The organism is Streptomyces sp. NPDC006309, from assembly GCF_040613095.1.
Taxonomy (GTDB): Bacteria; Actinomycetota; Actinomycetes; order Streptomycetales; family Streptomycetaceae; genus Streptomyces.
This window is the reverse complement of record NZ_JBEXRO010000011.1, coordinates 188,763-201,745: the sequence shown is the minus strand read 5'-3', so window position 1 is coordinate 201,745 and position 12,983 is coordinate 188,763. Positions and strand designations below refer to the sequence as shown.

The 12,983-nt window shown below is 71.5% G+C and carries 10 protein-coding genes; 7 read left to right on the top strand and 3 right to left on the bottom strand.

The window, feature by feature from the left end:
• The first annotated feature begins 334 nt into the window (after positions 1-334).
• Positions 335-1,441 carry a substrate-binding domain-containing protein gene (locus tag ABZ117_RS17350; protein ID WP_356821577.1) on the top strand — a complete coding sequence of 369 codons (1,107 nt, stop codon included), beginning with the start codon at positions 335-337 and terminating at the stop codon, positions 1,439-1,441.
• Positions 1,442-1,688: 247 nt separating this feature from the next.
• Positions 1,689-2,732 (top strand): LuxR C-terminal-related transcriptional regulator, encoded by a 1,044-nt coding sequence (locus ABZ117_RS17345; protein WP_356821576.1) that lies wholly within the window; start codon positions 1,689-1,691, stop codon positions 2,730-2,732.
• A 42-nt stretch (positions 2,733-2,774) separates the two neighbouring features.
• Here the strand turns inward: ABZ117_RS17345 and ABZ117_RS17340 are convergent, their stop codons facing one another.
• Positions 2,775-3,785 (bottom strand): helix-turn-helix transcriptional regulator, encoded by a 1,011-nt coding sequence (locus tag ABZ117_RS17340; protein WP_356821574.1) that lies wholly within the window; start codon positions 3,783-3,785, stop codon positions 2,775-2,777.
• A 300-nt stretch (positions 3,786-4,085) separates the two neighbouring features.
• Between ABZ117_RS17340 and ABZ117_RS17335 the strand changes: the two genes are divergently transcribed.
• A complete protein-coding gene (locus ABZ117_RS17335; RefSeq protein WP_121787728.1) occupies positions 4,086-4,421 on the top strand; it encodes a hypothetical protein in 336 nt (111 codons plus the stop codon).
• A 144-nt stretch (positions 4,422-4,565) separates the two neighbouring features.
• On the opposite strand, the gene ABZ117_RS17330 is transcribed toward ABZ117_RS17335, so the two are convergent.
• Positions 4,566-4,979 carry a TIGR03618 family F420-dependent PPOX class oxidoreductase gene (locus ABZ117_RS17330; RefSeq protein ID WP_356821572.1) on the bottom strand — a complete coding sequence of 138 codons (414 nt, stop codon included), beginning with the start codon at positions 4,977-4,979 and terminating at the stop codon, positions 4,566-4,568.
• 136 nt (positions 4,980-5,115) lie between these two features.
• On the opposite strand from ABZ117_RS17330, the gene clpB reads away from it, so the two are divergent.
• Both clpB and ABZ117_RS17320 read left to right on the top strand, forming a co-directional pair.
• The gene (gene clpB / locus ABZ117_RS17325) at positions 5,116-7,713 is read left to right on the top strand and encodes an ATP-dependent chaperone ClpB (protein ID WP_356821570.1); all 2,598 of its coding nucleotides are present in this window, start codon (positions 5,116-5,118) and stop codon (positions 7,711-7,713) included.
• A gap of 225 nt (positions 7,714-7,938) precedes the next feature.
• Complete coding sequence (locus ABZ117_RS17320; protein WP_121787725.1) at positions 7,939-8,469, top strand: YbjN domain-containing protein; 531 nt, start codon at positions 7,939-7,941, stop codon at positions 8,467-8,469.
• Between the two features lie 242 nt (positions 8,470-8,711).
• Here ABZ117_RS17320 and ABZ117_RS17315 read toward each other — a convergent pair whose 3' ends face one another.
• The gene (locus ABZ117_RS17315; protein ID WP_356821568.1) at positions 8,712-9,905 is read right to left on the bottom strand and encodes a pyridoxal phosphate-dependent aminotransferase; all 1,194 of its coding nucleotides are present in this window, start codon (positions 9,903-9,905) and stop codon (positions 8,712-8,714) included.
• 800 nt (positions 9,906-10,705) lie between these two features.
• Here ABZ117_RS17315 and ABZ117_RS17310 point away from each other — a divergent pair.
• Complete coding sequence (locus ABZ117_RS17310) at positions 10,706-11,251, top strand: DUF2617 family protein (RefSeq protein WP_356821567.1); 546 nt, start codon at positions 10,706-10,708, stop codon at positions 11,249-11,251.
• A 79-nt stretch (positions 11,252-11,330) separates the two neighbouring features.
• Positions 11,331-12,965 carry a polyamine aminopropyltransferase gene (locus ABZ117_RS17305; protein WP_356821565.1) on the top strand — a complete coding sequence of 545 codons (1,635 nt, stop codon included), beginning with the start codon at positions 11,331-11,333 and terminating at the stop codon, positions 12,963-12,965.
• Positions 12,966-12,983 lie beyond the last annotated feature (18 nt).

Sequence of the window (12,983 nt, the reverse complement as noted above, 5' to 3'; positions counted from 1 at the left end):
GCGCCCCGGCTCCTGACGGCCGTGAATCTGGCCGAGTTTGTTCGCTCTCCTGATCGAGTCGACGCGTGGCCCGGAGGTGTGCGATCACGGGGCGTGGCGGACCGGGCGGGTTGTACGGAACTTTGCCGACGCGTGAACTCCCTTTGGATGAAGGGTCCGTAAAGAGCGTTTGAAGGGGGTTTCGCGGAACCTCCACAGGGTCAGCTGTGCGTGGCGTTGCGCACTCGTTAAGTGATTCTTCTTGACGCCGGGTGGGGCCTGAGCGTTGTCTTTTCAGACACCTGGGTCGTATTGCAGCACCCACGTCCGGAACGCACCTGAAGTGAGCCCTCGAATGCGCCGTATCGCCATATCCGTGGCCGCGTCCACGATGACCCTCTCGCTCGCCGGCTGTGGCGTGCTGAACGCGACGGGGGACGGAGCGAGCGCGAGCCCGACGAAGGGCAACGACGTCACCGTGGGTCTGCTGCTCCCCGAGAAGGCCAACACCCGCTACGAGAAGTTCGACTACCCCATCATCAAGGACAAGGTGGCCGAACTCACCAAGAAGCAGGGCAAGGTGAAGTACGCCAACGCGAACGCCAGCGCCGCCCGCCAGGCCGAGCAGCTCCAGAACATGATCGACGACAAGGTCGACGTCATCCTGCTCGACGCCGTGGACGCGCACGTCATCGCTCCCGGGGTGAAGAAGGCCAAGGACGCGGGCATCCCGGTCATCGCCTACGACCGCCTCGCCGAGGGCCCGATCGACGCGTACGTCTCCTTCGACAACGAACTCGTCGGCGAGGTGCAGGGCCGCACCCTGCTGGAGGCGCTGGGATCGGGCGTCAGCACCTCCGACAAGATCGTCATGATGAACGGCTCGCCCACCGACCCGAACGCCAAGCAGTTCAAGGAGGGCGCGCTCTCCGAGCTGAACGGCAAGGTGGACATCGCGGAGAGCTTCGACACCGCCGACTGGAAGCCGGAGAACGCCGAGGCCAACATGGCCCAGGCGATCGCGCGGATCGGCAAGAACAACATCGCCGGTGTCTACGCCGCCAACGACGGCATGGCGGGCGGCGTCATCAAGGCCCTGAAGGCGGCCGGCGTCACCGCACTGCCCCCGATCACCGGCCAGGACGCCGAACTGGACGGAGTCCAGCGGGTGGTGAGCGGCGAGCAGTACATGAGCGTCTACAAGTCCTACCCGGACGAGGCGGCCGCCGCCGCCCAGATCGCCGTCACCAAGATCCAGGGCAAGGACATCCAGTTCGACGCCCTCACCCAGGACCGCGTCGACAGCCCCACCGCCAAGGGCATCCCGTCCAAGCTGGTCCAGGTGAGCGCGCTGACGAGGAAGACGGTCAAGGACACCGTCATCGCGGACGGCATCTACACCGTCGGCGACATCTGCACCGCCAGGTACAAGGCGAACTGCGCGGCGATCGGTCTGAAGTAGCGGCAACTGCCCCGAGCCGTACGGCCCCCGGCCGTGCGGCTCACCGGCATGTCACCGCTCCGGGTGACGGCCCCGGAGCGCCTGCCGCACCCTCGGCTCGTCGCGGCGACAGGCGCGGAGCAGGGGCGGAACCCGGGCACAGCGCCGCGATCCGGCGGCCGGGGTCCGGGGAGCCGTGTTGCGGACCCGGTCGGCGCCGCGCATAGTTGCGCTGCGGACGGGCAGCACACCGGGGGTGGAATGGGCGATGGCCGGGCACGGGACGGAGGAACATCCTCACGGTGCCGACCGGCTGTGCGAGGCCGGGGATCGGGTGTATTCCCGGGCCGTACGCCGGGGACGGGTGCCCCGCACGGACGCCGGACCGGTGCCCTGCCTGCTGGAACTGGCCCTGCTGCACCCGGATCCCGACGACATGGACTGGCTGGTGCCGACCTCCCCGCAGGAGGTCATGACCCGGCTGCTGCGCGGGGTCTACGACGAGGTCAGCGAGAGCCAGCGGCGGTTGGGCTCGGCGGTGGCCGCCGTCGAGTGGTACGCGGGCCTGGGCCGGCGGCCCCAGACCCTGACGGCGTCCGCCGAGGGCAGCGCCATCCGCGTACTGGACGGGCTCTCCCGCATCCAGGCCGCGATGGACGAGGCCACCGAGGCGTGCACCACCGAGGTGCTCACCGTGCAGCCGGGCGGCATCCGGCGCGAGGCCGAGCTGACCGAGGGCCTGCACCGGGCGCTGGCCCTGCGCGGCCGGGGCGTGCGTATGCGGGACCTCTACACGCACGTGGCCCGGCACGGCCAGGGCCTGCTCAACTACCTGGAGCTGATGGGTGACACGGTCGAGGCCCGCACCCTGGACGAGGTCATCGACCGGCTGATCCTCTTCGACCGCACGGTGGCCTTCATCCCCGCCAACACCGACCGCACGATGGCCCTGGAGCTGCGCCACCCGGCCCTGGTCGAATATCTCGTGACCGTCTTCGAGCGCCTGTGGCGGCTGGCGATCCCGCTCACCGCCCCGCTGCCCGACACGGGGATCGAGGGCATCTCGCACCGCGAGCAGTCCATCGCGGCGCTGCTCGCCGAGGGCCACCAGGACGCGGTGATCGCCGAGCGGCTCGGCATCAGCGTGCGCACCTGCCGGGCCCATATCGCCCGGCTGTCGGAGACGCTGGGCGCGGCGAGCCGTACCCAGCTCGGCGTGCGCATCGCCCAGGCGGGCCTGGACGGCCTCCAGCGCCCCGCCCCGACCACCGCCCTCACCGGATCCGACCGGGAGTCCCCGAGGGCGCGCTGAGGCGTGTGGGCGGCGCTCCCGGCCGGGTCCGGGGCGACGGCCTCACTGGTCCCGGTCGAGGATGCCCGACTGGGCGATGAGGTAGCCGAGCTGGGCGCGGCTGCCGCTGCCGAGGGCCTGGGCCAGTTTGGCGATGTGGGCCCGGCAGGTGCGCACGTTCATGCCGAGGCGGCGGGCGATGGCCTCGTCCACGTGGCCTTCCACGAGGAGCTTGGCGATGGAGTGCTGGATGTTGGTGATGCCGTCCGCGGCCGTCTCGTAGGGGGCGCCGGCGCTCAGCGGGACCGCCCGGTCCCACATGAACTCGAAGACCTTGATCAGGTAGCGGACGAGGCCGGGGTGGCGCAGTTCCAGGGCGACCTGCTGGTCGTCCCGGGTGGGGATGAAGGCGACGGTCTCGTCGCAGATGATGAGGCGCTCCACCAGTTCGTCGATGGTGCGGTACTCCGCCTTGCCGTTGGTGAGCTGGGCGACGTAGGCCAGCTTCTCCGGGTTGTACCGCGCGGTGTGCTGATACAGCGTCCGGATCTTCACACCACGTTCGATCAGCGGCCGGTCGCGTTCCAGTCCCCGCAGGAGGCTGCGCTCGGAGTAGCGGTTGCTCGGCTGCACCGTGAGCACCTCGCCCTGGCACTGGGCCGTGGCCAGGTTCAGCGCCGCGTTGATGCGATCGCCGCCCTCCAGCACCGTGATTGAATCGGTGGTCGCGGTCATGGGGCTGCTGAGTGCCATGAACGGCTCGAAGACGTCGGCCAGTTGGATCGACAGCCGCCGGCGCTCGGTGATCTCGCGCTCCAGGGGGCTGAGCCGCTGGGCGAGCGCCAGGGGTGCGGGAACCGGGCGGAGCCATTCCGGATCGTCGGGGTCGGGGTGCAGGAGGGCGAACTCCAGCAGGCACGGAGCGGATTCCGCCTCGGCGCGGGCGATGCGTCCGGCACGCAACGCATCGGCGTAGAGACGGCCCCCTTGCTCGCACATCTCCGTCACCGCATGGGGATGTGTAGCTTTAGTCTGATTCGTTGCCAAATCTCCACCCCCCAGGGTCCTGAACATGCAGGAACATGATGCATTGATTATGTGGCCACGACGTGCCCGAATGAGCCATCGTCGTACCCGACGGGGGAAGAGGGGACCTTCAAGTGAGGACGAAGCCGACTATGGGTAAGAGACTGCTTCGCTCGATACTTGTCGCCGCCTTCTCCGTTGTGGCGGCCGCGGGAGCGCTGGGCGGCCTCACCGGTGAGAAGAGCGACGCTCGAGCGGACACCAGCTGGCCGTCGGTGGCCACGACTACCGTGGTCGCCAGTGATACCAGTTGGCCGGTGATTCACAAGGATGCTGTGAGGAGCTGACGTGACGACCCCGCCAGACGACCGCTCCTTCCGTCGCGAGATGGCCACCGCCTACCGCTCCGGCTGGCACTTCATCGACCTGGTCACCGCCATCCCCCACAGCGGTGACTCGCTGATGGTGCCCGTGTTCGGCGAGCCGGTCGTCGTCACGCGGGACGAGGACGGGGACGTGCGGGCCTACCGGTGTCTGCGCAAGCCGCGTGGTGCGCCGCAGCCGGTGCGATGCGCCATCCGATACGGAATGATCTTTGTGAACCTGGACCAGCGGGACCACCGGCTGTGCGAACCGCCGGAGACCGACCTGAGGACCATCTCGGCCACCCCCCGCAGTGCCTGACGCGATTCCCCCGTCGTAACAGATCGCTCAGGTACTTCCCCCCGCAGCGGCGTCACCGTGACCTGAACACGGTGACGCCGCTGTCATTTCCGGGGTGTCTCCGGGTGTGGACGCGCCTCGACGGTGGCCGGAACCAGCCGTTCCTCAGCCGTGCCCCAGTGCCCGCTCGACCTCGATCTCGATGACCACCCGGGACGGGTTCGGGGCCGGCGTCCGCCCGTACCGCTCGGCGTACCGCCGCTCCGCCTCCCCGACCCGCTCCGGCTCGGTCCGCACGTGCGCGCGCCCCTCCAGCGTGGCCCAGCGCCGGCCGTCCACCTGGCACACCGCCACCCGCGCCCCGTCGGCCCCGGCGGCGCGCACGTGCGCCACCTTCGCGCTCGACCCGTTCGTGATCACCCGGGCCAGCCCCGCCCCGGGGTCGTACGTCACCCCGACCGGTACGACGTGCGGGCTGCCGTCCGGCCGCAGGGTCGTCAGCGTGCACAGGTGCCGTTCCCGCCAGAAGGCGAGGTACGGCTCGTCGGGGGAAGCCGGGTCTACGGAGTACGAGGCCATGCGGGAAACCTAGCCGACGCGGGTACACCTCTCGCCTTGAGTGGACTAGACTCAACTTTGTGTACGTTGGTTCAGGCAGGACCGCCGCACTGGGAGAGGCGGCCGTCGCGACGACGCCGAGGAGGAGAACGGACACGTGGACGCCGAGCTGACCAACAGGAGCCGGGACGCGATCAACGCGGCGAGCAACCGCGCCGTGACCGAGGGACACCCGGACCTCACCCCTGCCCACCTGCTGCTGGCTCTGCTCCAGGGGCAGGAGAACGAGAACATCACCGACCTGCTCGCGGCCGTCGAGGCCGACCAGGCCGCCGTACGCTCCGGCACGGAACGCATCCTCGCCGGCCTGCCCAGCGTGACCGGGTCCACCGTCGCCCCGCCGCAGCCCAACCGTGAGCTGCTGGCCGCGATCGCCGACGCCGGCGAACGCGCCCGGGCGCTCGGCGACGAGTACCTGTCCACCGAGCACCTGCTCATGGGCATCGCCGCGCAGGGCGGCGCGGCCGGGGACGTGCTCAGGCAGCAGGGCGCCGACGCCAGGAAACTGCAAGAGGCCTTCCAGAAGGCCAGGGGAGGACGCCGCGTGACCACCGCCGACCCGGAGGGCCAGTACAAGGCCCTGGAGAAGTTCGGCACCGACTTCACCGCCGCCGCCCGGGAGGGCCGGCTGGACCCGGTCATCGGACGGGACCAGGAGATCCGGCGGGTCGTGCAGGTGCTCAGCCGCAGGACCAAGAACAACCCCGTGCTCATCGGCGAGCCCGGCGTCGGCAAGACCGCCGTGGTCGAGGGGCTCGCCCAGCGGATCGTGAAGGGCGACGTGCCCGAGTCGCTGAAGGACAAGCGGCTGGTCGCGCTGGACCTCGGCGCGATGGTCGCCGGCGCCAAGTACCGCGGCGAGTTCGAGGAGCGGCTCAAGGCCGTCCTCGCCGAGATCAAGGACTCCGACGGGCAGGTCATCACCTTCATCGACGAGCTGCACACCGTCGTCGGCGCCGGCGCCGGCGGGGACTCGGCCATGGACGCGGGCAACATGCTCAAGCCCATGCTGGCCCGCGGCGAGCTGCGGATGGTGGGCGCCACCACCCTGGACGAGTACCGCGAGCGGATCGAGAAGGACCCCGCACTGGAGCGCCGCTTCCAGCAGGTGCTGGTCGCCGAGCCGAGCGTCGAGGACACCATCGCGATCCTGCGCGGCCTCAAGGGCCGGTACGAGGCCCACCACAAGGTGCAGATCGCGGACAGCGCGCTGGTGGCCGCCGCCACCCTCTCCGACCGGTACATCACCTCCCGGTTCCTGCCGGACAAGGCCATCGACCTGGTGGACGAGGCCGCCTCCCGGCTGCGCATGGAGATCGACTCCTCGCCCGTCGAGATCGACGAACTCCAGCGCGCCGTCGACCGGCTGAAGATGGAGGAGCTGGCCATCGCCAAGGAGACCGACCCGGCCTCCCTCGCCCGCCTGGAGAAGCTGCGCCGCGACCTCGCCGACAAGGAGGAGGAGCTGCGCGGCCTCACCGCCCGCTGGGAGAAGGAGAAGCAGTCCCTCAACCGGGTCGGTGAGCTGAAGGAACGCCTCGACGACGTGCGCGGGCAGGCCGAACGCGCCCAGCGCGACGGCGACTTCGACACCGCCGCCAAGCTGCTCTACGGCGAGATCCCGCAGCTGGAGAAGGAGCTGGAGGCCGCCTCCCAGGCCGAGGAGGAGGTCGCCAGGGACACCATGGTCAAGGAGGAGGTCGGCTCCGACGACATCGCCGACGTCGTCGCCGCCTGGACCGGCATCCCCGCCGGCCGTCTGCTGGAGGGCGAGACGCAGAAGCTGCTGCGCATGGAGGAGGAGCTGGGCAGGCGGCTCATCGGCCAGAGCGAGGCCGTACGGGCCGTCAGCGACGCCGTACGGCGCTCCCGGGCCGGGATCGCCGACCCCGACCGGCCCACCGGGTCCTTCCTCTTCCTCGGCCCGACCGGTGTCGGCAAGACCGAACTCGCCAAGGCGCTCGCGGACTTCCTCTTCGACGACGAGCGGGCCATGGTCCGCATCGACATGTCGGAGTACGGCGAGAAGCACAGCGTGGCCCGGCTCGTCGGCGCGCCCCCCGGATACGTCGGCTACGAGGAGGGCGGCCAGCTCACCGAGGCGGTCCGGCGGCGCCCGTACAGCGTCGTCCTGCTGGACGAGGTGGAGAAGGCCCACCCCGAGGTCTTCGACATCCTGCTCCAGGTGCTGGACGACGGGCGCCTGACGGACGGTCAGGGCCGCACGGTCGACTTCCGCAACACCATCCTGGTGCTCACCTCCAACCTGGGCAGCCAGTTCCTGGTCGACCCGCTGCGCAGCGAGACGGAGAAGAAGGAACAGGTGCTGGAGGTCGTCCGCAGCTCCTTCAAGCCGGAGTTCCTCAACCGGCTCGACGACCTGGTGGTCTTCTCTGCGCTGACCAAGCCCGAGCTGGAGCGGATCGCCCGGTTGCAGATCGAGCGGCTGGCCAAGCGGCTCGCCGAACGCCGGCTCACACTGGAGATCACCCCGGCGGCGCTGGCCTGGCTGGCGGAGGAGGGCCTGGACCCGGCGTACGGCGCCCGCCCGCTGCGCCGCCTGGTGCAGACCGCCATCGGCGACCGGCTCGCCAAGGAGATCCTGTCCGGCGAGGTCAAGGACGGCGACACGGTCCGCGTGGACCGCTTCGAGGACGGTCTGCTGGTCGGCCCCGCCACCGGCAAGACCCTGTAGGGCACGCTCACGGTCCCCTCCCCGGCCCGCCGGGGAGGGGGCCTCCGCGTTTCGGCGGGCGCCCGGGGTTCACTCGTACGGACGTACGGGCGCACCCCCGCGTCACCGCCCACGGCATGCCCTGCCGGATCATGTCCGCCACGGGCTGACAGGCCCCGTCAGGGCTTGCCACCCCCCTCCCCGCATGGGGGAGGATGGCGGCATCCGCATGAAGGGAAAAACACGGTGAGCATCGACCCGTCCTCGATTCCTAATTTCGGGGGCCAGCCCGAACCGCAGCCTCAAGGACCGGCGGGCCCCGTCCTCCCGGATCAGGACCTGGTGAAGCAGCTCCTCGAGCAGATGGAGCTGAAGTACGTCGTCGACGAGGAGGGTGACCTCGCGGCGCCGTGGGAGCAGTTCCGCACCTACTTCATGTTCCGCGGAGAGGCCGAACAGGCGATCTTCTCGGTGCGGACGTTCTACGACCGCCCCCACCCGATCGACGAGAAGCCGCAGCTGCTGGAGTCCATCGACGACTGGAACCGCCGCACCCTGTGGCCGAAGGTGTACACCCACACCCACGACGACGGCACCGTCCGCCTGATCGGCGAGGCCCAGATGCTGATCGGCACGGGCGTCGACATCAACCACTTCGTCTCCTCCACGGTCAGCTGGGTGCGGGCCGCGATCGAGTTCGACAAGTGGCTGGTCGAGCAGCTCGGCCTGGAGCAGGAGGTCGACGAGGCGGAGAAGCCCGAGGACGACGGGGAGTAACCCGGTCCGTGAGGTCCGGGGGCGGCGGCCCCCGGACCGCGCTCACGCCCGGCCCGGGTGATGACGACCTGTTCGCGGTCGTCGGTGACGGAGTTGAGCACCTCGGCGTACCGCGCGCGACTCGGAATACGTCATGGTCTTCATGATCGACCTCCTCCACGTACAGGAAGGTGTACGTAGTCTTCTGTGGTGCGGCAAGCGTCGCGGCGATGGCGCGACCGGCCGGCGCCGTGGGGCGGCCGTCAGCGCGCGAATGCCTTGCGGAGCCGTTCCGTCGCGTCCGCCAGTACCTCGATGCGCTTGCAGAACGCGAACCGGACGTAGGGTGCCCCCGTCTCTTTGTGGTCGTAGAAGACCGCGTTCGGGATGGCGACGACACCCGCCCGCTCGGCGAGGGCGCGGCAGAAGGCGAAGCCGTCGCTCTCGCCGAGGGGGCGGATGTCGGTGGTGATGAAGTACGTGCCCGCGGGCCGGAACACCGTGAAGCCCGCCTGCTCCAGCCCGTCCGCGAGCAGCTCCCTCTTGCCCCGCATGTCGGCGCGGAACTCCTCGAAGTAGCTGTCCGGCAGGCGCAGGGCCTGTGCGACCGCGTACTGGAAGGGCCCGGAGGCGACGTACGTCAGGTACTGCTTCACCGCCCGGACCGCGCCGACCAGCTCCGGCGACCCCGTCACCCAGCCGACCTTCCAGCCGGTGAACGAGAACGTCTTGCCGGCCGAGCCGATGCTCACCGTGCGCTCGCGCATCCCCGGGAACCCGGCGAGCGGCAGGTGCTCGGCGCCGTCGAAGACCAGGTGCTCGTACACCTCGTCGGTCACCACGAGCAGATCCCGCTCCACCGCGAGCTCGGCGATCGCGGCGAGTTCCGCGCGGCTGAGGACCGTGCCGGTCGGATTGTGCGGGGTGTTGAGCAGCAGCAGCCGGGTGCGGGCGGTGACGGCCGCGCGCAGCTCGTCCAGGTCCAGCCGGAAGCGTTCCCCGTGCGGCCTCAGCGTCACCGGCACCCGCGTGCCGCCGGCCATCGCGATGCTCGCCGCGTACGAGTCGTAGTACGGCTCCAGGGCCACGACCTCGTCCCCGGGCTCCACCAGCGCCAGCAGCGCCGCCGCGATCGCCTCCGTCGCGCCCGCCGTGACCAGCACCTCGGTGCCGGGGTCCCAGGACAGGCCGTACCGGTGCTGCTGGTGCGCGGCGATCGCGGAACGCAGTTCGGGGACGCCGGGACCCGGCGGGTACTGGTTGCCGCGCCCGTCGCGCAGCGCCCGCACGGCGGCCTCCCGGATCTCCTCGGGGCCGTCCGTGTCCGGGAAACCCTGGCCCAGGTTGATCGCCCCGGTCGCCACGGCGAGCGCCGACATCTCGGCGAAGATCGTCGTCCCGAACGCGGCGAGCCGGCTGTTGAGGTGAGGACGTGCGCTGGAGGTCATACCGGCCATCCTCCGCCCAAGCTCTGGACTTGCTCAACTGTGCTTTGGGCGGGGACCGGGGTGGGCATCTCCCGGTCACCGCGTCGGACGCGGTGACGGCGAGGCGCCCACGGGGGGTCGCTTCGGGGGACAGAAGGTGGGGGACGCCATGGTCATCGGCATCATCCTGGTGGTGGCGGCGGTACTGATCAGCGCGCGGGTGGCGGGCCGCAACCGCCGGAACCGGCAGGCCGGGCTGTCGCTCGGCAAGGGCGGCGGGCGCGGCCGGGCGTCCCGCTCGTCATCGTCATCGTCATCGACGTCGTCCGACGGTGGCAGCAGTTGGTGGGCCGGTGGGCTGGGCGGGTCGTCCGGGGGAGACGGCGGGCACGGGGGGCACGGCGGGCACCACGGAGGTCACTCCTGCGGCGGTGGCCACTCCTCGTGCGGCGGCGGTTCGTCGTGCGGCGGGGGCTCGTCGTGCGGCGGCGGAGGCGGATGCGGGGGAGGCAACTGACGCGGGCGGCCGATCTCCCGTGAAGCGGGGCGAGCCGCATCCGACGCCCGCCGGAAACGAACATCCGGCGGGCGTGCGCCCGTTCCCCTCCCGCGCCTGTCGTACGCGGTGGTTGAACAATTGAGCTGTGGAGCCCCCTGAGGGATGGAAACCCGGCGGAGTTGGGTAAAAACGCTGTGGCAGCACCGCAGTTCGTGGTTCTCTCTACAACGCCGACGCAGCCCCTCGGGCGTCCCCCCGGCCCCCTGGCGGCCGGGCCGACCGGACTGACAGGCCGATCTCCCTCCTCCTTGAGCGTTAGCGGAGCCGACCCATGCTCACGACCCTGAACACCTCCTACTCCGATACCCGGGCTGCCGACCTCGCCTGGGCCCTGGGACGCGAACCGCTGCCCGCCCTCGCCACCCTCGACCTCGAACTCACCGGCGCGAAGCTCCAGTTGCGGCTGCTCGGCGCGTCCCACCAGATCCTCCTCGAGGAGGAGCGGAGCAGCTGCTCGGAGACCGTGGCCTGCATCCCCGGCTCCAGCACCCCGCTGCCGGTGGGCGTCGCCAAACGCGTCGGCGACTGGGAGTACGAGTTCGCCGCCCGCGTCGAGGTCCTCCCGCCCGGCTCCTTCGAGGGCCGCGCCCAGGAACTGCTGGCCCTCGTCTCCGAGCATCCGCACGGCCTGGCCGGCGTCTTCCCCGGCAGCCCGCACGCCTTCACCGCGATGCTCGCCCAGCGGCAGGAGGGCCAGGTGCACTGGCGTACCTGGCACGCCTACCCGCAGGACGGGCAGCTGGTGGCCACCCGGACCCGGGTCGGCGCCCGGACGACGGCGGGGCAGCCGGGCCGGGGCCGGTCCCGGGCGGCATAAACCCGGGACGCGACAACCACCGTCAGGTTCACGCGTCCGGGTGACGAAGTGTGCCCGCCGTGTGACATACCGTCGCAACGTGATCGAAACGCACGCCCCCGCGCCCCCGGGCACCCCGCACTCCCTGGCGGGCCCCGCGCGGCTGCCCGTCCGGCCCGGCACCGGGCGGTTCCTGGTCCTCGTGTGCGTGTTCGTCTGCGCGGCCTGCGGGCTGGTGTACGAGCTGGAACTCGTCGCGTTCGCCTCGTACCTGATGGGCGACTCGGTCACCCAGGCCTCCGTCGTGCTGTCCGTGATGGTGTTCGCCATGGGCATCGGCTCCCTGGGCGCCAAACGCCTGCGCCGGCACGCGGCCGCCGGGTTCGGCGTGATCGAGTCGGCCCTCGCCCTGGTCGGCGGGGGCAGCGCCATGACGCTGTACGCCGTGTTCGCCTGGACCGGCGGCTGGGGCGGCATGTGGGCCGGCGGCCCGCGCTGCCTGCTGGTCACCTTCTCCCTCGCCATCGGCCTGCTCATCGGCGCCGAGATCCCCCTGCTGATGGAGCTGATCCAGCGCGTCCGCCGCCACGACGCGGGCGCCACGGTGGCCGACCTGTTCGCGGCGGACTACGTCGGCGCCCTCGTCGGCGGCCTGGCCTTCCCCTTCCTGCTCCTGCCGTACCTGGGCCAGCTGACCGGCGCGCTGCTCACCGGCACGGTCAACATGGTCGCGGGCGGCGCCCTCGTCCTCGGCCTCTTCCGCCGCGACCTCACCCGCCGCGCCCGCTGGACCCTGCTCGTCGCGGGCCTCCTCGTCCTCGGGATCCTCGGCACCGCCGCCGCTCTCGCAGGCGACTTCGAGCGGGCCGCCCGCCGCGCCGTGTACGGCACGGACGTCCGGGTGGCCGTGCGGACCGGCGTCCAGGACGTCGTCCTCACCGGCGGCACCGGCGGCAGGCCCCTCGGCCTCTACCTCGACGGCCGGCTCCGGGCCGGCGGCCGGGACGCGCCCCGCTACCACCGGGCCCTGGTCCGCCCCGCCCTCGCCGGCCCCCACGCACGCGTCCTGATCCTGGGCGGCGGCGACGGCCTGGCCGCCCGCGAGGTGCTGCGCCGGCGCGGGGTGCGCCGCCTCGACATCGTCGAACTCGACCCCGGCCTGGTGGACCTCGCCCGGCGCGACCCCGGCCTGACCGCCGCCAACGGGCACGCCCTCGCCGACCCGCGCGTCCACGTCACCACCGCCGACGCGCTCACCTGGCTGCGGGGGGCGCGCGGACCGGCGTACGACATCGTGATCGCCGACCTGCCCGACCCCGGTGTCACCGCCGGCACCAAGCTGTACTCCCAGGAGTTCTACGGCCTGGCCCGCCGGGTGCTGGCCCCGGACGGCCGGCTGGCGGTGCACGCCGGGCCCGTCACCAGCCGTCCCCGGGCCTTCTGGACCGTCGCCGCGACACTCCGCGCGGCCGGCTTCGCCGTCTCGCCCTACCGGGTCCCCGGCGACGGCTCCGGTTCCGGGTCCGGATCCGACCGCCCGGCCGGCGCCGCCGCTGCCCCGCGCGACTGGGGTTTCCTCCTGGCGGCGCCGGGCCGCACCCCGCCACCCCTGCGCCCGGCCCCCGGCCACCCGGCCGCCCCGGCCCGGGCGGCGCTCGCCTCCGACGCCGAGGCGGCGGAACGTACCCGCATCGGGGGCCTGCGGGCGTCGACCCTGCTCCATCCACGGTACTGAGACCCGGGCGGGCGGACG

Coding starts and splice junctions, on each gene's coding strand:
- ABZ117_RS17315 (WP_356821568.1), bottom strand. CDS start 9,905: ATGGCCGGTATGACCTCCAGCGCACGTCCTCACCTCAACAGCCGGCTC.
- ABZ117_RS17310 (WP_356821567.1), top strand. CDS start 10,706: ATGCTCACGACCCTGAACACCTCCTACTCCGATACCCGGGCTGCCGAC.
- ABZ117_RS17340 (WP_356821574.1), bottom strand. CDS start 3,785: ATGTTCAGGACCCTGGGGGGTGGAGATTTGGCAACGAATCAGACTAAA.
- ABZ117_RS17330 (WP_356821572.1), bottom strand. CDS start 4,979: ATGGCCTCGTACTCCGTAGACCCGGCTTCCCCCGACGAGCCGTACCTC.
- ABZ117_RS17345 (WP_356821576.1), top strand. CDS start 1,689: ATGGCCGGGCACGGGACGGAGGAACATCCTCACGGTGCCGACCGGCTG.
- ABZ117_RS17350 (WP_356821577.1), top strand. CDS start 335: ATGCGCCGTATCGCCATATCCGTGGCCGCGTCCACGATGACCCTCTCG.